Genomic DNA, 17,651 nt, shown 5'->3' with positions numbered 1-17,651 from the left:
CACCCGGTTTATCAAGCGCCGGACCGCGCCAGGCGGGCGCGCGCGGCATACACGAGCATGCCCAGGGCCACCAGCGCGGCACCACCGATCACCGAGGCGGTCGGCAGGCTGACCGCCAGGACGAGACAGCCCACCAGACCCAGGGCAGGGATCCATGCGCCGAGCCGGCTCTCGTGCCTCAGGGTGAACGCCGAGGCGTTGGCGACCCCGTAGTAGAGCAGCACGCCGAAGCTGGAGAAGCCGATGGCCCCGCGCAGGTCGGCGAGGAGGACCACGACGAGGACCACGACACCGACGACCAGCTCGGCGACGCGCGGGACGGACGCCGGACCGGACACGGTCGTGAGCACGCGCGGGAGGTGGCCGTCGCGGGCCATCGCCAGCGAGGTGCGCGAGATGCCGAGCACCAGGTTGAGCAGCGCGCCCAGGGCGGCCACCCCGGCGAGGCCCCGGACCACCCACGCGGCCTCCGGTCCCCAGACCAGCGCGGCGACCTCGGCCACCGGCGCCGAGGAGACAGCGGTGCCGTCCGGGCCGAGCACGCCGAGGACCGTGACGCCGACGACGACGTAGAGCACCAGGACGACGGACAGCGCCAGCACGATAGCGCGCGGGATCACCCGCTCCGGGTCGCGCACCTCCTCACCCAGCGTGGCGATCCTGGCGTAGCCGGCGAACGCGAAGAAGAGCAGCCCGGCGGCCTGGAGGACGCCGAACGTGCTGGCGTCACCGTCCAGGAGCTGGCCGGCGTCCCACAGCGGGCCGTCCGCGCGGGGCAGCACGGCCGCGACCGCCACGCCCAGCAGCGCGCAGCCGACGAGGCTGACGATCACCCGCGAGGCCGTCACGGAGCGCTGGACACCGAGGAGGTTGAGGCCGGTCACGGCGACGACCGCCACGACACCGGCGGCCCGCGACGCACCGGGCACCAGGTAGCTGCCGACCGTCATCGCCATCGCGGCGCAGGACGCGGTCTTGCCGACGACGAAGCACCAGCCGGCCAGATAGCCCCAGACGGGCCCCAGCCGGCGCGTGCCGTAGACGTAGGTCCCCCCGGCCGACGGGTAGCGGGCCGCCAGGGCCGCAGACGACAGCGCGTTGCACACCGCGACCGCGCCGGCGAGGGCCAGAGCGAGCAGCACCAGGCCCCCGGCGGCCTGCGCGGCCGGCGCCCAGACCGCGAAGACGCCCGCCCCCACCATCGAGCCCAGACCCACCGTCGCCGCGTCGGAGAGCCCCATCGTCCGGCGCAACGACGGGTGGCTCACTGGTCGCCGACCTCGAAGCGGACCTCGGTGGGCAGCTGCACCGTCCGCGAGACGGTGCACAGCCGGTCGCGGGACATCCGCGCCGCCTCCGGCAGTCGCTCCCTGGCGGCGTCACCGGCCTCCCCGTCGGGGAAGGTCACCTGGAAGCGCACGGTGATCGGCCCCATGTGGTTGCCGTCACCGTCCCGCAGCTTCTCCCCGCTCACCTGGATCTCGAAGGACTCCGGCCCGGCCAGACGCGTCGTGAGCGCGTCGACGTCGACGCCCGAGCAGCCCGCCACGGCCGCGAGGAGCAGCTCCACGGGGGTGAACTCGGACGACTCCCCGGAGGACATCGAGATCCGACCGCCCCGGGGGTTGGTCGCCTCGAAGCTCAACGGGCCGGTACGGGTGAGGGACACCGAACGGTGCGCGTCAGCAGCCATGGCCCGTAGTCTGCCAGTCGTGTCCCCCTCCCCTGCCCCGGTCCCCCCGTCCGCCGAGCACCGTGCACCCCTCGCCGGCCCAGCCATCCCGGACGGTCGACTGGTCCTGGTGCGGCACGGGGAGACGGAGTGGTCGCGGTCGGGCCAGCACACCGGGCTCACCGAGCTACCGCTCCTGCCCGAGGGCGAGGAGGGCGCCCGCGCGCTGCGCGACCTGCTCTCCGGTATGTCGTTCGCGCACGTCCGGTGCTCCCCGCTGGGCCGCGCGCGCCGCACGGCCGAGCTCGCCGGCCTAAGCGTCGACGAGTACGACCCCGACCTCGTGGAGTGGGACTACGGCGGCTACGAGGGCCGCTCCACGGCCGACATCCGGGCCGAGCTGGGCTACCACTGGACCGTCTTCGAGCACGGCGTCGTGCCCGGTGCCACTCCGGGCGAGACCGTCGAGGAGGTGTCCGCCAGGGCGAGCAGGGTGCTGGACCGCGTCCACCCGATGCTCTTCGAGGGCGACGTCTGCCTCGTGGGCCACGGTCACGCGCTGCGCATCCTCGCGGCGGTCTTCCTGCGTCAGGCTCCCCGCTTCGGGGACCACCTGACCTTCGAGGTCGGTTCGATGGCCGTGCTCGGGCACCACCACGAGTCGCCGGTCATCGAGGCGTGGAACCGGCGCCGCTGAGGGCTGCCTCCGCCTCGTCCGCACGCTCGTCGGCACGCTCGTCGGCCGGCTGACGCTGCTCGACCTGCGGCACCGGCCAGGTGTGCACCGGAAGGTTGTCCTCGGAGTGGTCGAGGTAGAGGCGGAGCATCTCGCGCAGGGCCTCCTCGCGCGAGTAGCCCGCGGCCTCGTGCGCCTCCGTCACCGCGACCTGCCAGCTGGCGCCGTTGGTGCGGGTGCGGCACCGGCCCTCGATGACGGACAGGAAGTGGCTGCGCACCTCCCTGCGCAGGCCCAGCGCGGCCAGCCCGTCGTCCGCCACGGAGAGCAGGTGGTCGGCGACGAGGTCGACGGCCGGGATCTTGCCCAGACCGGGCCAGACCTGGACGGAGGTGATGCCGTGCTTCGCCGCGTCGCGGAAGTTGCGCTCGGCGTCCGCGAACGTCATCTTGGTCCAGATCGGCCGGCCGCTGGAGGTCATCGCCTCCAGGAGCCCGTAGTAGAAGCAGGCGTTGGCGACCATGTCGACGGCCGAGGGGCCCGCGGGAAGCACGCGGTTCTCCACCCTCAGGTGCGGCACACCCTGCGAGGTGTCGTAGATCGGCCGGTTCCAGCGCCATACCGTGCCGTTGTGCAGGCGCAGGTCCACCAGCGAGGGCGTCCCGCCGCTCTCGAGGGTGGCGAGGGAGTCCTCGTCGGACATCTCGGGCAGCAGCGCCGGGAAGGACCGGACGTTCTCCTCGAACAGGTCGAAGATCGAGGTGATCCACGCCTGGCCGAAGTAGGCGCGCGGCCGCACGCCCTGGTGCACGAGCTCCACCGAGCGCGTGTCGGTCATGGCGGTGAAGAGCGGGATGCGGGTCTCGGCCCACAGCCGGCGACCGAAGAGATAGGGGCTGTTGGCCCCGAGGGCCACCTGCAGGCTGGAGATGATCGAGGCGGCGTTCCAGTAGACCGGGAAGTCCTGCGGCGTCACCTGCTGGTGCAGCTGGACCGAGGTGCACCCGGACAGCGGGCCGATCGTGTCGTGGTAGCTGGAGACCCGCTCCCCCGTCGGGCCGAGGATGTCCAGCTCGAAACCCTCGCCGCGCTCGCGGATCAGGGAGTCGTTGAGGGCGCGGTAGCGCACCCCGTCCGAGAGCCAGGGCCGGTCGAACTGCTCGGGCATCAGGGTGGGCAGGATGCCGATCTCGACGACCCTGGCGTCGTGCGCCCGGGCAGCGTCACCGGCGCGGCGCAGCGACTGGCACAGCCAGCGCTCCAGCCGCACCGCCTGGTCGCCGGCCATCGGGCGCGGCGGGACGTTCATCTCGATGTTGTAGCGCCCCACCTCCGTCTGGAAGTCGTCGTCCGTCATCTCGGCGAGCACCTCGCTGTTGACCAGCGCTGGCGACAGATCGTCGGCCTGCACGAGATTGAGCTCGATCTCCAGCCCCATCTGCGGGCGCGTGAAGTCGAACCGGCTGCCTTCGAGCATCCGCTCGAAGACGTCCAGATCCTTGAGAACCTTGTCGCGGAACGCCAGCCGCTGTTCCCGGGAGAAGTCGCTCTGGCTCACCTCTTGACCCATGCGTCGATCCAAACACATCGGACCCAGGTATGACGAGGGTCCGGCGCGCATTTTCTGCGCGCCGGACCCCACGTCATACCAGGTCGGTCCCCGGGTCAGCCCTCCGACGCCTCCTGGAGGGTCGGGATCAGGTTCCGGTCGCCGTAGACGCCGTCGATGCGGCGCACCGGCGGCCAGTACTTCCGGCTGGGGTCGACACCCTGCGGGTAGGCGGCGGTCATCCGGTCGTAGCGCTCGTCCCAGTCGCGGGCGATGCTGACGGCCGTGTGCGGGGCGTTGCGCAGCACGCTGCCCTCGACACCGTCCGCGGCCGCGTCGTCCATCTCCTGACGGATGGCGATCATGGCCTCGATGAACCGGTCGAGCTCCCAGCGGTCCTCGCTCTCGGTGGGCTCCACCATGAGCGTCCCGGAGACCGGGAAGGACATCGTCGGGGCGTGGAAGCCGTAGTCGATGAGGCGCTTGGCCACGTCGTCGACGGTCACGCCGGTGTCCTTGGTGAGGCCGCGCAGGTCCAGGATGCACTCGTGCGCCACTAGGTCGTTGGCGCCGGTGTAGAGCACCGGGAAGTACTCGTTGAGGCGCTTGGCGATGTAGTTGGCGTTGAGCACCGCGACCTGGGAGGAGCGGAGCAGACCGGCACCGCCGACGAGGCGGATGTAGGACCAGGAGATCGGCAGGATGCTCGCCGAGCCGAACGGGGCGCCCGAGACGGGGCCGCTGCTGGTCTCCGGTCCGGCGCCCGAGACGACCGGGTGGTTGGGCAGGTAGGGCGCCAGGTGCGAGCGCACGCCGATCGGGCCGACGCCAGGACCGCCACCACCGTGCGGGATGGTGAAGGTCTTGTGCAGGTTCAGGTGCGAGACGTCGCTGCCGAACGCGCCCGGCTTGGCGATCCCCATGAGCGCGTTGAGGTTGGCGCCGTCGAGGTAGACCTGGCCGCCAGCCTCGTGCACGAGCTCGCACAGCTGGGTGATCTCGGCCTCGAACACGCCGTGCGTCGAGGGGTAGGTCACCATGATCGCGGCGACCTTGTCGCGGTGCTGCTCGACCTTGGCGCGCAGGTCGTCCATGTCGATCTCACCGTTGGAGGTGCTGTTGATGACGACCACCTTGAGCCCGGCCATCACCGCGCTGGCGGCGTTGGTGCCGTGTGCGCTGGCGGGGATGAGGCAGATGTCGCGCTCGCCCTGCCCGTTGGCCTCGTGGTAACGGCGGATCGCGACGAGCCCGGCGAACTCACCGTTGGCGCCGGAGTTGGGCTGCAGGGAGACCTGGTCGTAGCCGGTGATCTCGCACAGCCAGCCGGACAGCTGGTCGATGAGGGCGCGCAGACCCTCGCTCTGGTCCGCCGGCACGAACGGGTGCAGGCTGGAGAACTCCGGCCAGGTGATGGACTCCATCTCCGTGGTGGAGTTGAGCTTCATCGTGCACGAGCCCAGCGGGATCATGCCGCGGTCGAGCGCGAAGTCCTTGTCCGACAGGCTCCGGATGTAGCGCAGCATGGAGGTCTCGCTGCGGTAGCTGTTGAACACCGGGTGGGTCAGGTAGGGCTGGTCCTCAGAGCGGGCCAGGCCGCCGAGGTCGGGCGCGTCGACGACGGGGATCTCGTCGGGCGCCTCGACACCGAAGGCCTCGGCGACCGCCTGGATGTTGCCCAGCGTGGTGAGCTCGTCGGCCGCCACGAGCACCGTGTCGCCGTCGACCTGCCAGAGGTTGACACCCCGCTCGAGCGCCGCCGCCAGCACCTCGGCCGCCCGCCCGGGCACCCTCACCGTGAGCGTGTCGAACCAGTGGTCACCGGCGAGCTCGAGGCCGCCGGCGGTGAGGGCGTCGGCGAGCGCACGGGCCTTGGCGTGGGTCTCCAGCGCGATGCGGCGCAGACCCTCGGGGCCGTGCCACACGGCATACATGCCCGCCATGACGGCCAGCAGCACCTGCGCGGTGGTGATGTTGGAGGTGGCCTTCTCGCGACGGATGTGCTGCTCACGGGTCTGCAGGGCCAGACGGTACGCGGGGGCGTCGTCGGCGTCCTTGCTCAGGCCGACGAGCCGTCCCGGGAGGGTGCGCTCCAGGCCCGAGCGGATGCTGAGGTAACCGGCGTGGGGACCGCCGAAGCCCATCGGCACACCGAAGCGCTGGGTGGTGCCGACGGCCACGTCGGCGCCCCAGGCGCCGGGCGGGGCGATGAGGGTCAGCGCCAGCAGGTCCGCGGCCACGGTGAGCAGGGCGCCCGCCTCGTGCGCGGCCTCGGCGAGGGCGGCCCAGTCACGGACCAGGCCGTCGGCGCCGGGATACTGCACCATGACGCCGAAGACCTCGCGGTCGCCCGCGGCAGCGCGCAGCGCGGCGGCGTCGCCGACCTGCTCGAGGTCGGCGGAGACCACCTCGATGCCCAGCGGGGTCGCGCGGGTGGTGACCACGCCGAGGGTCTGGGGCAGCAGGTGCTCGTCCACGACGAGGACCGCGTCCTGGGACACCTTGCTGTTGCGCCGCATGAGCGCCATGGCCTCAGCCGCGGCCGTGGCCTCGTCCAGGAGCGAGGCGTTGGAGATGGCCAGCCCGGTGAGGTCGGCGACCATGGTCTGGAAGTTCATCAGCGCCTCGAGGCGCCCCTGCGAGATCTCCGGCTGGTACGGGGTGTACGCGGTGTACCAGGCCGGGTTCTCGAGGATGTTGCGCTTGACGACCGGCGGCACCTGGGTGCCGTAGTAGCCCAGGCCGATCATGGAGGTCACGAGCTTGTTGCGGGAGGCCAGCTCGCGCAGCTCACCGATGACCGCCTGCTCGCTCGGCGCGGCCTCGATGGCCAGGGGGCCCACGCCCTGGATCGTGGAGGGGGTGGCAGCGCTGACGAGGGCGTCGAGGCTGTCGTAGCCCACGACCTTCAGCATCTCGGCGATGTCGGCATCGGTGGGTCCGACGTGGCGTCCGACGAAGTCGGACAGGACGGGAGTGGCCAGGGGGGCTGCGTCGTCGGTGACGACGTGGTCCGACTCGGCGGCAGTGGTGGGGTCGGTGCTCATGGGTGAGTTCCTAACGGACAGCGGGGTAGACCATCCCCCTCTGTCCGTCAGGCGGCAGCGCCCGACGTTCCAGAGTTGCCTGACCCGCGAGGTCCTCTTCGCCTGAGAGCTTGACGGGGAGTTTGCCCCTTCGGCGCCCTACCGGGATGGTCAGGGTCTCTCGCTCGCGGGATCGTCGGCGGCACCAATCTACCAGTCCCGTCCCGGGCTGGAGAGGCACCTGTCCGCCGCGTTGGTCGTGCGGGTCAGGAGGTCTTGCGTGCCCGACGCCGTGCGGAGAGCTCGTCGCCCGGGTGCTCCGCGACCGGGTCGCCGGCTCGCTCGCTGGGCAGCTCGGCCAGCTGCCCCTCGACCTCGCGCCAGACGCTGCCGACGGCGATACCGAAGACCCCCTGGCCCCCGCGGACGAGGTCGATCACCTCGTCGTCGCTGGTGCACTCGTACACGCTGGCGCCGTCGCTCATGAGGGTGATCCGCGCGAGATCCTGGACGCCGCGCTCACGCAGCGCCGTGACCGCCACCCGGATCTGCTGGAGCGAGACGCCGGTGTCGAGGAGCCGCTTGATGATCTTGAGCACCAGGATGTCCCGGAAGCTGTAGAGGCGCTGCGTGCCGGACCCGCTGGGGTTGCGCACGGAGGGCTCGAGCAGGCCGGTGCGGGCCCAGTAGTCCAGCTGGCGGTAGGTCACGCCTGCGGCTCCGCACGCCGTGGGGCCGCGGAAACCGATGGTCTCGTCCATGGCCGGCGTGTCCTCGGTGAAGAGGACACCCTGCGCCGGAACCTGCGTGCCGGGGACGTCTGCGCCAGCGCTCACCGGTTCTCCTCACCTAGGACGTTTGCGCGATCGGTGTGACTCGTGTGACTCGTGTGAGTCGTGTGCAACTTGTGCACAGCTAGACCGTAGGCGGCCCCGTCCACGGGGTCAACGACCGACGCGCCGGGGCCAGGTGTGTCCCCACTCACGCCGCACCTCCTGACCGACCCTCCTCAGGGCCGCCCGGAGCCTCGAAGTCCTCCGCCGAGACCTGGTCGAGGAACTCCTTGAACCGCTCCACCTCGTCCTCCTCCTCGACCGCCATGGCGATCCCGACCTCGTCCACCAGAGTCTCGGTCGCCGCGATGGCGGTCCCGGTGCGTAGCGCGAGGGCGATCGCGTCGGACGGCCGGGCGGAGATCACGACGCCGTGGTCGAAGTGGAGCTCGGCGTAGAAGACGTTCTCCTCCACCGAAGTGATGTGCACGGCCTCCAGGGTGCGGCCGAGCGAGGTGATCATGGTCGCCATCAGGTCGTGGGTGAGCGGCCGTGGCGGTTCCACACCCTGCTGGGCGTACGCGATGGCGGTGGCCTCGGGCGCACCGATCCAGATCGGGACGTACCGCTGCCCGTCCCGCTCGCGCAGGAGCACGATGGGACTGTTGGTGGGCATCTCCACACGGACACCGAGGACGTCGAGCTCGATCACCCCATCAACGGTACCCCCGTCCGGCGGCAGACGCCCGCCGCCCACGCGTCGCCGGATCAGCCCTCGGCGAGACTCGAGCGGACCAGCGCTACATGCAGCGCCAGCATCGCGGCGAGCAGCTCTGACTCCACCTCCGCGGGGTCCGGCCCGGAAGCGCCGCGCGCCTGCCGACGTCGGCGTGGCTCCACGACCTGGCGTGCCAGGCTGATCTCACGGTCGGCCCCGATGCGGAACGAGCGGAGGTGTCGCGCCTCGAGCCCGTAGCCAGCCAGGGCCGCAGCCGCGGTCGCCACGTCCAGGTCGTCGGCGTGGTGGCGGCCGGAGGAGTCGGTGCGCAGCAGGCCGAAGGCCTTGAGCTGGCCGTACGCGGCGACGTCGAGTCCGGTGCGCTCACGCAGTTCTGCAGGGGTGAGGCGGACCGCGCGTCGGCGTCGCAGTGCCGCCGCAGACAGGTCGGCCACCTGCGGCCCCGGGCCGGTGTCCCCGGGCTGGGCGGGGGTGGTGACGACGGGGTGCTCGGCGTCGTCAGTCAGACCCGGGACGTCCAGCCCCTGATCGAGGCGGTCCAGAGCGTCCCGGATGACCTTCAGGGGCCAGAAACGCTCGCGCTGCGCGGTCAGGATGAAACGCAGGCGGGCGACGTCGCCGTCGCTGAACAACCGGTAGCCGGAGGACCGGCGCTCGGGGCTGATCAGCCCCTCGGTCTCGAGGTAGCGGATCTTGGAGATCGTCAGGTCCGGGAAGTCCGGCTGGAGAGTCCGAAGGACGGCCCCGATGGAGATCCCCTCCCCACCGGTCTGCTCGACCCGAGCGGCAGAGGTCACTGGCGTCCGAGGTAGTACACGAGGCGGAACTTGCCGATCTGCACCTCGTCGCCGGGCTGCAGGACCACCTCGTCGATGCGCTGCCGGTTGACGTAGGTGCCGTTGAGCGACCCCACGTCGCGCACCTGGTAGCCGTCGCCGGAGCGGGCGAAGACCGCGTGCCGGCGGGAGACGGTCACGTCGTCGAGGAAGATGTCACTCTGCGGGTGACGCCCGGCGCTGACCTCGTCGGAGTCGAGCAGGAACCGGGCTCCCGTGTTGGGGCCGCGCAGCACGATCAGGAGGGCGGTGCCGGGGCGGAGCGCGTCGACCGTCCGCTGGTCCTCCGGGGAGAGCCTGGGGAGCTCGTCGTCGAAGGAGTACTCGGCAGGAGGCAGGTCGCCACCACGCTGAAGGCGCGCGGTCGCGGGGTCGTGGCCGAAGTCGTGGTGCTCTCGGTCGCGGTCGCTCACGGGGTGAGACCTTCCTCGTCGTCGAAGGGGGGACGGGTGCGGGCCCCCACTCTAGTGCAGGGGCCCGACCCCGTGGGGGTGGTCAGTCGAGCTGGGCCTGGTAGGCCTGAGCGTCGAGCATGGAGTCCAGCACGCTCGCGTCGGCGAGCTTCACCTCGTACATCCAGCCCTCGCCGTACGGGTCGCTGTTGACGAGCTCGGGGGTGCTGTCCAGCGCCTCGTTGGCGGCCACGACCTCGCCCGCGGCGGGAGCGTAGACGTCGCTCACCGACTTGGTGGACTCGATCTCACCGACGGAGTCGCCCGCGCTGTGGGTGTCGCCCACGCTCGGCAGGGAGACGTAGACGATGTCGCCCAGCGCGTCGGCCGCGTAGGAGGTCACACCGATGCGGACGACGCCCTCGCCCTTGTCCTGCACCCACTCGTGGTCGGTCGTGTAACGAAGGTCGTCAGGGTAGGTGAGCTCGCTCATGCTCCATCTCCTCAGAGTTAGATCCGGCCGCTCCGGCGCGTGCCGTCTGTGTGGTGGCTCCTACCTTATGCCCGGGGTCAGGGCGCCTGCGAGGCAGGGACCGGACGAGCGTAGCGGGGGTCTGTCAGCTCACGCACGGCATCGATCTGGACGCTGTCGTGCTCGGTCACCTCGACGTCGGCGCCCACGCCCCGCAGGCTGTCGGAGAAGCCACCCGGGATCGCCATCGCCCCCGAGAGCGTGTGCGAGTCCCCGATCGCCAGGATGCGCATCGGCTGGGCGATCGCCTGCCCGTCGAGGGTGACCCGCCCGTCCGACGTGCTGCCGACATAGCTGGACGCCACCACCCGCGTGCCGCCGATCTGGATCGCCTCGGCACCTGCGTCCCGCAGCTCCTGGATCCCGTCGAGGAGCATCGTCTGCGTGATGGCCCTCTCCGGGTCGTTGACGAAGACGCTGATCCCGGGTCCTTCGACGGGGACGCTGCCGGCGAGGATCTCGTAGGAGTCCAACCGCTGCTGGGCAGCCTCCAACGCCGCCGCACCACCCTGCTCCCCCTGGAGCCGCTCCTTGTCCCGCTCCAGCGCGTTGACCTCGCGCTGCAGGGCGTCGACGCGGGAGGAGGCGTCGTCGAGGAGCGCCACCAGCTCGCTCTGCCGGAGCTGGCTCAGGCCGGTCTCCCCTGTGCTGCGCACCTGCACCACGAGCGCCAGTCCGAGCAGGAGGGTCAGGCCCGCCGCGAGGAGCTGCCCCCGGTTGATGCTGGGGCGGCTCATCCGGAACAGCCGGCGGCGGGCCTCGTCAGGGGTCGGCGCCGGCGCGACCGGCCTGCGGCGCACGCGCGGCAGCAGCGGTCGTCGGGCCGGCTTCGCCACCGACGCCGGGTCCGCGGGCCGATCCGGGTCGGGCTCGGCGAGCCTCTCCCCCGCCGGCGGGTCCGACGGGTCCGGCTCGGGGTCGGACGGCTCCGCAGTCTCCACCGGCTCGGCCTCGGGCGCGTCCGCAGCCTGCCCGTCCGACGCGTCCAGCCCGGGGTCGGAGGGCTCCGCGGGCTCGTCGACCGCCGGGTCCTCCGCGAGGCTCGGCTCCTCGACGGGCGGTGCGGGCGGGGTGGTCCTGGGTCGCGCGGCCGGGCGGCGTCGCGACCCGTAGGACTTGGAACGCTTCTTGCGACCCGCCATCAGGCCCCCAGCAGGTGCCGCCGGATGGCCGCCACGTTGGAGAAGATGCGCAGGCCGAGGACGACGACGACACCGGTCGACAGCTGAGCCCCCACGCCCAGCTGGTTGCCGAGGAAGACGATCAGCGCGGCCACGACGACGTTGGAGAGGAAGGAGATGACGAACACCCGGTCGTTGAAGATCCCCTCGAGGGCCGCGCGCAGGGCACCGAAGACCGCGTCCAGCGCGGCGATCACCGCGATGGGCAGATAGGGAGAGAGCCAGGCGGGCACCTCCGGGCTCAGCACCAGGCCGAGCACGACGCCCGCGACCAGTCCCAGGAGCGGGATCATCGGTTCTCCTCAGTCTGCGTGTCGGTGCCGGACTCCTCCGCCACCCGTGTGGTCAGCCGCTCCGCCGCACCGATCGTGATCGAGTCGCTCGCGCTCACGGTCGCCCCGAGGCCCAGCTGGCGGCGCAGCTCCTCGAGGTAGGCACCGGTAAGTCCGGACGAGGTCTCGGCGGCCAGTCTCTCAGGGTCACCGATCGCCTTCACCACGTACGGCGGGGTCAGGCCACGGAAGTCTACGATGACGGCCTCGCCGGCGAAACGGATGGCAGAGGTGCTCGTCATACGGTGCTCGTTCACCGAGATCGCCTCGGCGCCGGCCGACCACAGCCCGTTGACGACGAGCTGGAGATCGCGCGCGTTGACCCTCTCCGGCTGGCGCTCCTCGCCCGGCGCCTCGTCGGTCGCGCGTCTCGCGTCCTCCAGGGTGACCACGACACCCGGGCCCTGCACGGCCTGGGCGCCGGCGTTGAGCGCGGTCGCGGCGATGACCCGTTCCCCCTCAGCGCCCTCCGCGGTGCGGGCCTGCTGCTGCTCCAGGGCCAGGATCTCGGCCCGCAGCGCCTCGACACGCCGGACCTGGTCGTCGCCGGCCGCCTGCGCGTCCTCGATCCGCGTGATCAGCTCTGCTCGCGTCGCGGAGGCTGCGGGATCAGGTGCGCGCAGCGTCACCGCGGCGATCGTGACCAGGAACCCTAGGGCGAGCGCGACGACGAACATCAGGAGGGTGTTGAGGCCCGAGGACGGGGCCAGACCGGCCGCCGCCCGGGCCTGCGCAGCGGAGTGGTACCCGGGCCCGACAGGTGGGTCGAGGACCTCGTCGAGGAGAGCCATGGACGCGGCCGGGTTCGGGTCCCGCTCCCCGCGCTTGACGGACGGCCACCTCATCGTGGCACCTCCTGCGCGCGGCGTTGCCCCACCATGTGTCGGACCTGCCAGGCGTAGACCCCGCCAGCCACCCAGTAGAACGCGATGCCCCACCAGACGAGCGCCCAACCCACCACCCGCGCCGCGACGGTCCACCAGCCGGTGACGGCCCCCAGCACCAGCAGGGGGAAGGCCGCGAGCAGGCTGAACGTCGCCGTCTTGCCGGTGAAGTCCACCTCAGGTATAGGCAGGCGGTGCCTGCGCACGACGGGGTACAGGGCCAGCACGAAGGCGTCGCGCGCCATGAGCACCACCACGAGCCACCACGGGATGACGCTGGCCCAGGCCAGTCCCAGCAGGGTGGTCGCGATGTACAGGCGGTCCGCGACCGGGTCCAGGATCTGGCCCACACGGCTCACCAACCCGTAGGCACGCGCGATGCGCCCGTCCAGGTAGTCGGTCAGCCCGGAGAGCGCGAGCACCCCTCCGGCCGCCACCAGCCGGCCCTCGAGCAGGAGCCAGACGAAGACCGGGAGGAGCAGAAGTCGCACGACGCTCAGCGCGTTGGGAAGCGTGACCACCCGGTCGACCTGTCCGGCGGGCCGCGGTGACGGTCGGCGACCGCCGTCGACCCCCGTGCCCATCGTCATGCGGCCAGTCTAGGGGTCGCGAGGATCACGCCTGACCACATGAGTCACCTCGTCCACATCGCCGCAGACGTCAAGAGGCGGCTTCGGATCTCTCCGAAACCGCCTCTGACCTGCTACTTCTCTCGGTCGGGCTGACAGGATTTGAACCTGCGACCCCTTGACCCCCAGTCAAGTGCGCTACCAAGCTGCGCCACAGCCCGAGGCCCGGATGGGCAGGGACAAAGATAACCCATGCCGGTCCCGGTCACCGAATCCGGCCCCGGTCGTGGCGCCCGGCTCAGCCGGCGGCGGCCTGGATCTCGGCGATGTCGATCTTCACCTGCCCGAGCATCGCCTGCATGGCTCGGCGCGCTCGGTCAGGGTCGGGGTCCGACAGCAGCGCGTCCAGCTCCTCGGGCACCACCTGCCAGGACAGGCCGAAGCGGTCCTTGAGCCAGCCGCACGCGGACGGCTCTCCACCGCCCTCCAGCAGCGACTCCCAGTAGCGGTCGGTCTCCTCCTGGCCCTGGGTGCGGACCACGATCGAGACGGCCTCGTTGAAGGTGAACTGCGGTCCTCCGTTGAGCGCCAGGAAAGGACGCCCGTCCAGCTCGAAGTCCACCGTCATCTCCGAGCCGACGGCCTTCTCGCTCGGCGTCTCCGTCAGGTAGTCCGCACCGCCGACGATGCGCGACCGGGGAAAGATCGAGGTGTAGAACTCGGCGGCCTCCCTCGCCTGCCCGTCGAACCACAGGCACGTGCCCAGTGTTGCCATGACGTCCTCCTCGGGTATGTCGTGTGCTGGGACTGACCCGGCCCGCTCCCCCGACTCATCGGTCGGCTTCTGGCCAGGTCGCGAGAGTCAGCGTCGCGCGCGCTTCTCCCGCACGCGCACCGAGATCTCGATCGGCGTGCCCTCGAAGCCGAACTCCTCGCGCAGCCGACGCTCGAGGAAGCGGCGGTAGCCCGCCTCGATGAAGCCGGAGGCGAAGATGACGAACTTCGGCGGGCGCGTGTCGGCCTGCGTGGCGAAGAGGATGCGGGGCTGCTTGCCCCCGCGCACGGGGTGCGGGTGCGCCGCGACGACCTCCCCCAGGAAGGCGTTGAGCCGGGACGTGGGGATGCGGCGGTCCCACGAGGCCAGCGCCAGCTCCAGGGCCGGCTCCAGCTTGGCGACGTGGCGACCGGTCATCGCGGAGATGTTGACCCGCGGCGCCCACTGCATCTGCACCAGCTCGCGCTCGATCTCGCGCTCGAGGTAGTACTGCCGCTCCTCGTCCATCAGGTCCCACTTGTTGTAGGCGATGACGAGGGCCCGGCCCGCGTCCACCACCTGCTGCACGACACGGATGTCCTGCTCGGTGATCGAGGTGGAGACGTCGATGAGGACGACCGCGACCTCGGCCTTCTCCAGCGCAGACTGCGTCCGGAGGGAGGCGTAGAAGTCGGCTCCCCGGGTCTGGTGCACCCGTCGGCGGATCCCCGCCGTGTCGACGAAGCGCCACAGCTTGCCGCTCTCGCCCAGCTCGATGAGCTCGTCCACGGGGTCACGGGTGGTGCCTGCGACATCGTCGACGACGACCCGCTCCTCCCCCGCGAGCTTGTTGAGCAGGGAGGACTTGCCCACGTTGGGGCGGCCGAGCAGCGCCACGCGACGCGGGCCGCCGCGCGGGTAGGCGCCGGCGACGGTCGTCCGCTCAGGGAGCACCTCCAGCACGGCGTCCAGCGCGTCGCCCGAGCCACGTCCGTGCAGTGCGGAGACCGGCCACGGCTGGCCCAGGCCGAGCGACCACAGCATGGCGGCGTCGGCCTCCATGCGCTGGTCGTCCACCTTGTTGGCGACCAGCACCACCGGCTTCCTGGAGCGGCGCAGCAGCCGCACGACCTGCTCGTCGGTGTCGGTGGCGCCCACGGTCGCGTCGACCACGAAGATCACGACGTCCGCCAGCTCCACCGCGACCTCGGCCTGCTCGGCCACGCGCAGGTGGATGCCCGTCGCGTCGACCTCCCAGCCACCGGTGTCCACGAGGGTGAACCGTCGTCCGGACCAGTCGGCGTCGTAGGCGACCCGGTCCCGGGTGACCCCCGGGACGTCCTCGACGACGGCCTCGCGCCGGCCCAGGATGCGGTTGACCAGGCTGGACTTGCCCACGTTGGGGCGCCCCACCACCGCGACCACGGGTCGCAGCTCGGCCTCGTCGTCCTCGTCGTCGGACAGCTCGCCGTGGTCGACCAGCTCGAGGTCCTCGTCGGAGAGGTCGAAGTCGTCCAGACCGGCACGCAGCGCGGTCTCGAGGCGCACGTCATCCTCCGTGGCCTCAAGGTCGGGCTCGACCGGGCTGTCGGGGTCGACCCCGCCGGTCCACTCGACCTCGACCTCGTCGAGACCGCTGTCCTTGTCGTTCATGCGCGTCCTTCCGCGTCGATCGCCTCGCGGCGCAGCCGCACCTGCCGCTTGATGCGGCTCAGCATGCCCACCATGCCGCGCATCCGCAGCGGAGACACGGCGTCGGCCAGCCCGAACCGGTAGGGCGCGTCGTCCGGCACGGCGAGGACCTCCTCGGCCGGGAGGCCGTCCAGGCTCTCCCGCAGGATGCCCGCGAAGCCACGCGTCGTCGGCGACTCGGCCGGCGCGTCGAAGAAGAGCTGGACGGTCCGGGGAGCGTCGTCGACCACCTCGACGGCCAGGAACAGCGGCGACTGGCACTCGTCGACGCGCTCCATGACCTCCTGGTGCCCGGCATACCGCTCGGGGAGAGCCGGCAGCTCCTGGCTCAGCTCGAGGAGGAGCTGCAGGCGCTCCTTCTCGGACACCGCGTGGAAGTCCTCCGCCAGCTCCGCCATCCCCTTCGGCAGGTCTGCACGCTCGTCCACGGCCACGCTCAGCGCTCCACCGGCACGCCGACGGAGTTGCCCCACTCGGTCCAGCTGCCGTCGTAGTTGCGGACCTTCTCGAAGCCGAGCAGGTGGGTCAGCACGAACCAGGTGTGGCTCGAACGCTCGCCGATCCGGCAGTACGCCACGACGTCGTCGGACGGCGCCAGACCCTGCTCCTCGAGGTAGATCGCCTCGAGCTCCTCACGCGGACGGAAGGTGCCGTCCTCGTTGGCAGCACGGGCCCAGGGCACCGACCGCGCGCCGGGGATGTGGCCCCCGCGCATCGCGCCCTCCTGCGGATAATCGGGCATGTGCAGCAGCTCGCCGGAGAACTCCCCCGGGCTGCGCACGTCGACCATCGGCCGGCCGATGTGCTCGCGCACCTGGTCCTTGAACGCCCTGAGGCGCGAGTCGTCCCGCTCGACCACCGGGTATGCCGTGGGCGTCACCTCGGGGACGTCGGTGGTCATCTCCCGCCCCTCGGCCACCCACTTCGCGCGGCCACCGTCCAGGAGCCGGACGTCCTCGTGCCCGAACAGCGACATCACCCACAGCGCGTAGGCGGCCCACCAGTTGGACTTGTCCCCGTAGATCACGACCGTGGTGTCGCGGCCGATGCCACGCTCGCCCATGACCTCGGCGAACCGCTCGCCCCCGACGTAGTCGCGGCTGAGCGGGTCGTTGAGGTCGAGGTGCCAGTCGAGCTTGAGCGCGCCGGGGATGTGGCCGGTGTCGTAGAGGAGCACGTCCTCGTCGGACTCCAGCACGACCACGTCCGGGTCGTCGAGGTGCGCGGCCAGCCAGTCGGTGGTCACGAGCCGCTCGGGGTGGGCGTAGGCGACGATCTTGGTGTCGTGCTCGGTCATGAGGTCTCCTCGGGCTGCAGGGTCGGGCGGGTATCAGGTGACGGGTGCTGGCCGCGGGCGCCGCGGACGACGTCGAGGACGGCCTGCACGGACTCCTCGAAGGTCAGGTCGGAGGTGTCGATGCCGACGACCCCGTCGGCGGGCTCGAAGAACGCGCTGACGGTGGCGTCGTCACGGTCGCGGCGCAGGACCTGGTCGCGTGTGGCGGCCAGGTGCTCGGCCCCTGCGGCGCCGTGCACGTCCAAGGACCTGCGGGCCAGACGTGCCTCCTCGCTGGCCGTCACGAGGATGCGGTGCTCGGCGTCGGGGGCGACGACGGTGGTGATGTCCCGCCCCTCGGCCACGACGCCACCCTGCTCCTCGCGGGCCCGGTCGATGAGCTCCCGCTGACGCCGGCGGAGCTCGGCCCTGACGTCGAGGTTGGTCGCGACGGCGGACACGCTCGAGCTGATGCGCGTCTCCCGGATGGCCTCGGTGACGTCGGTGCCGTCGACGCTCACGCTGGCACGGGCGGGATCGGTGGACAGGGCGAGCGGCAGGGCGCGCGCCGCCTCGGCCACGGCGTTCTGGTCGGCCAGGTCGATCTCGCGGTGGAGAGCCCACCACGCCAGGGCTCGGTACATCGCCCCGGTGTCGAGGTAGGCCAGCCCGAGCTCACGCGCGACGGCCTTGGACACGGAGGACTTCCCGGAGCCGCTGGGCCCGTCGATGGCGATGGTGATCGGTGAGACAGGCACCGATCAAGCC

19 protein-coding genes, 1 tRNA gene and 1 riboswitch are annotated in these 17,651 nt (G+C 71.4%); of the genes, 1 reads left to right on the top strand and 19 read right to left on the bottom strand.

Annotated elements, in window-relative coordinates:
* Positions 1-11: 11 nt before the first annotated feature.
* Together IEV65_RS06795 and IEV65_RS06790 are read right to left on the bottom strand one after the other, a co-directional pair.
* Positions 12-1,268 (bottom strand): APC family permease, encoded by a 1,257-nt coding sequence (locus IEV65_RS06795; protein ID WP_229734980.1) that lies wholly within the window; start codon positions 1,266-1,268, stop codon positions 12-14.
* Complete coding sequence (locus IEV65_RS06790) at positions 1,265-1,693, bottom strand: OsmC family protein (RefSeq protein WP_188428984.1); 429 nt, start codon at positions 1,691-1,693, stop codon at positions 1,265-1,267. The genes IEV65_RS06795 and IEV65_RS06790 overlap by 4 nt, the downstream gene beginning before the upstream one ends.
* A 19-nt stretch (positions 1,694-1,712) precedes the next feature.
* Here IEV65_RS06790 and IEV65_RS06785 point away from each other — a divergent pair, with 19 nt between their 5' ends.
* Positions 1,713-2,369 carry a histidine phosphatase family protein gene (locus IEV65_RS06785; RefSeq protein ID WP_371870150.1) on the top strand — a complete coding sequence of 219 codons (657 nt, stop codon included), beginning with the start codon at positions 1,713-1,715 and terminating at the stop codon, positions 2,367-2,369.
* Here the strand turns inward: IEV65_RS06785 and IEV65_RS06780 are convergent.
* The 17 genes from IEV65_RS06780 to cmk form a co-directional block, all read right to left on the bottom strand.
* Positions 2,341-3,906, bottom strand: coding sequence for a glutamate-cysteine ligase family protein (locus IEV65_RS06780; protein WP_308642563.1), 1,566 nt, complete (start codon positions 3,904-3,906; stop codon positions 2,341-2,343). The two genes, IEV65_RS06785 and IEV65_RS06780, sit on opposite strands and share 29 nt — an antisense overlap.
* Before the next feature lie 107 nt (positions 3,907-4,013).
* On the bottom strand, positions 4,014-6,944 hold the full coding sequence (gene gcvP, locus IEV65_RS06775; protein ID WP_188428980.1) for an aminomethyl-transferring glycine dehydrogenase: 2,931 nt from the start codon (positions 6,942-6,944) through the stop codon (positions 4,014-4,016).
* A 79-nt stretch (positions 6,945-7,023) separates the two neighbouring features.
* Positions 7,024-7,119, bottom strand: a riboswitch (glycine riboswitch).
* Positions 7,120-7,189: 70 nt separating this feature from the next.
* Positions 7,190-7,759: a MerR family transcriptional regulator gene (locus IEV65_RS06770; protein WP_188428978.1), complete on the bottom strand. Its 570-nt coding sequence runs from the start codon at positions 7,757-7,759 to the stop codon at positions 7,190-7,192.
* Between the two features lie 145 nt (positions 7,760-7,904).
* Positions 7,905-8,408 carry a bifunctional nuclease family protein gene (locus tag IEV65_RS06765; RefSeq protein ID WP_188428976.1) on the bottom strand — a complete coding sequence of 168 codons (504 nt, stop codon included), beginning with the start codon at positions 8,406-8,408 and terminating at the stop codon, positions 7,905-7,907.
* Between the two features lie 56 nt (positions 8,409-8,464).
* Positions 8,465-9,232, bottom strand: coding sequence for a transcriptional regulator FtsR (ftsR, locus tag IEV65_RS06760; protein WP_188428974.1), 768 nt, complete (start codon positions 9,230-9,232; stop codon positions 8,465-8,467).
* The gene (locus tag IEV65_RS06755) at positions 9,229-9,684 is read right to left on the bottom strand and encodes an FHA domain-containing protein (protein ID WP_188428973.1); all 456 of its coding nucleotides are present in this window, start codon (positions 9,682-9,684) and stop codon (positions 9,229-9,231) included. Before IEV65_RS06755 ends, ftsR begins: the two co-directional genes overlap by 4 nt.
* Positions 9,685-9,766: 82 nt before the next feature.
* On the bottom strand, positions 9,767-10,156 hold the full coding sequence (gcvH, locus tag IEV65_RS06750) for a glycine cleavage system protein GcvH (RefSeq protein ID WP_188428971.1): 390 nt from the start codon (positions 10,154-10,156) through the stop codon (positions 9,767-9,769).
* A gap of 77 nt (positions 10,157-10,233) precedes the next feature.
* Positions 10,234-11,337 carry a DUF881 domain-containing protein gene (locus IEV65_RS06745; RefSeq protein ID WP_188428969.1) on the bottom strand — a complete coding sequence of 368 codons (1,104 nt, stop codon included), beginning with the start codon at positions 11,335-11,337 and terminating at the stop codon, positions 10,234-10,236.
* On the bottom strand, positions 11,337-11,669 hold the full coding sequence (locus IEV65_RS06740) for a small basic family protein (protein WP_188428967.1): 333 nt from the start codon (positions 11,667-11,669) through the stop codon (positions 11,337-11,339). The genes IEV65_RS06745 and IEV65_RS06740 overlap by 1 nt, the downstream gene beginning before the upstream one ends.
* The gene (locus tag IEV65_RS06735) at positions 11,666-12,553 is read right to left on the bottom strand and encodes a DUF881 domain-containing protein (protein WP_188428965.1); all 888 of its coding nucleotides are present in this window, start codon (positions 12,551-12,553) and stop codon (positions 11,666-11,668) included. The genes IEV65_RS06740 and IEV65_RS06735 overlap by 4 nt, the downstream gene beginning before the upstream one ends.
* Positions 12,550-13,182, bottom strand: coding sequence for a CDP-alcohol phosphatidyltransferase family protein (locus IEV65_RS06730; protein ID WP_308642562.1), 633 nt, complete (start codon positions 13,180-13,182; stop codon positions 12,550-12,552). Before IEV65_RS06730 ends, IEV65_RS06735 begins: the two co-directional genes overlap by 4 nt.
* A gap of 126 nt (positions 13,183-13,308) precedes the next feature.
* Positions 13,309-13,382: transfer RNA gene (locus IEV65_RS06725), tRNA-Pro, on the bottom strand.
* 77 nt (positions 13,383-13,459) lie between these two features.
* Entirely contained in the window at positions 13,460-13,936 is a 477-nt protein-coding gene (locus tag IEV65_RS06720) for a VOC family protein (protein WP_188428963.1), read from the bottom strand.
* 87 nt (positions 13,937-14,023) lie between these two features.
* Complete coding sequence (gene der / locus IEV65_RS06715) at positions 14,024-15,568, bottom strand: ribosome biogenesis GTPase Der (protein ID WP_188428961.1); 1,545 nt, start codon at positions 15,566-15,568, stop codon at positions 14,024-14,026.
* Positions 15,565-16,005 (bottom strand): SufE family protein, encoded by a 441-nt coding sequence (locus tag IEV65_RS06710; RefSeq protein ID WP_188429544.1) that lies wholly within the window; start codon positions 16,003-16,005, stop codon positions 15,565-15,567. The genes der and IEV65_RS06710 overlap by 4 nt, the downstream gene beginning before the upstream one ends.
* A gap of 38 nt (positions 16,006-16,043) precedes the next feature.
* Positions 16,044-16,904 (bottom strand): sulfurtransferase, encoded by an 861-nt coding sequence (locus tag IEV65_RS06705; protein WP_188428959.1) that lies wholly within the window; start codon positions 16,902-16,904, stop codon positions 16,044-16,046.
* Positions 16,901-17,641, bottom strand: a complete 741-nt coding sequence (gene cmk / locus IEV65_RS06700) for a (d)CMP kinase (protein WP_188428957.1) — start codon at positions 17,639-17,641, stop codon at positions 16,901-16,903. The genes IEV65_RS06705 and cmk overlap by 4 nt, the downstream gene beginning before the upstream one ends.
* Positions 17,642-17,651: the final 10 nt, after the last annotated feature.

The organism is Ornithinimicrobium tianjinense (genome assembly GCF_014636495.1).
Classification (GTDB): domain Bacteria; phylum Actinomycetota; class Actinomycetes; order Actinomycetales; family Dermatophilaceae; genus Ornithinicoccus; species Ornithinicoccus tianjinensis.
Note: the sequence above shows the minus strand (reverse complement) of the source record. Positions and strands in the feature narration are given on the sequence as shown.

What these genes read in the sequence shown, in the direction of transcription:
- der (WP_188428961.1), bottom strand. Translation starts at nt 15,568, where the DNA reads ATGAACGACAAGGACAGCGGTCTCGACGAGGTCGAGGTCGAGTGGACC.
- IEV65_RS06740 (WP_188428967.1), bottom strand. Translation starts at nt 11,669, where the DNA reads ATGATCCCGCTCCTGGGACTGGTCGCGGGCGTCGTGCTCGGCCTGGTG.
- IEV65_RS06790 (WP_188428984.1), bottom strand. Translation starts at nt 1,693, where the DNA reads ATGGCTGCTGACGCGCACCGTTCGGTGTCCCTCACCCGTACCGGCCCG.
- gcvP (WP_188428980.1), bottom strand. Translation starts at nt 6,944, where the DNA reads ATGAGCACCGACCCCACCACTGCCGCCGAGTCGGACCACGTCGTCACC.
- gcvH (WP_188428971.1), bottom strand. Translation starts at nt 10,156, where the DNA reads ATGAGCGAGCTCACCTACCCTGACGACCTTCGTTACACGACCGACCAC.
- IEV65_RS06730 (WP_308642562.1), bottom strand. Translation starts at nt 13,182, where the DNA reads ATGACGATGGGCACGGGGGTCGACGGCGGTCGCCGACCGTCACCGCGG.
- IEV65_RS06735 (WP_188428965.1), bottom strand. Translation starts at nt 12,553, where the DNA reads ATGAGGTGGCCGTCCGTCAAGCGCGGGGAGCGGGACCCGAACCCGGCC.
- IEV65_RS06710 (WP_188429544.1), bottom strand. Translation starts at nt 16,005, where the DNA reads ATGGCGGAGCTGGCGGAGGACTTCCACGCGGTGTCCGAGAAGGAGCGC.
- IEV65_RS06705 (WP_188428959.1), bottom strand. Translation starts at nt 16,904, where the DNA reads ATGACCGAGCACGACACCAAGATCGTCGCCTACGCCCACCCCGAGCGG.
- IEV65_RS06745 (WP_188428969.1), bottom strand. Translation starts at nt 11,337, where the DNA reads ATGGCGGGTCGCAAGAAGCGTTCCAAGTCCTACGGGTCGCGACGCCGC.
- IEV65_RS06720 (WP_188428963.1), bottom strand. Translation starts at nt 13,936, where the DNA reads ATGGCAACACTGGGCACGTGCCTGTGGTTCGACGGGCAGGCGAGGGAG.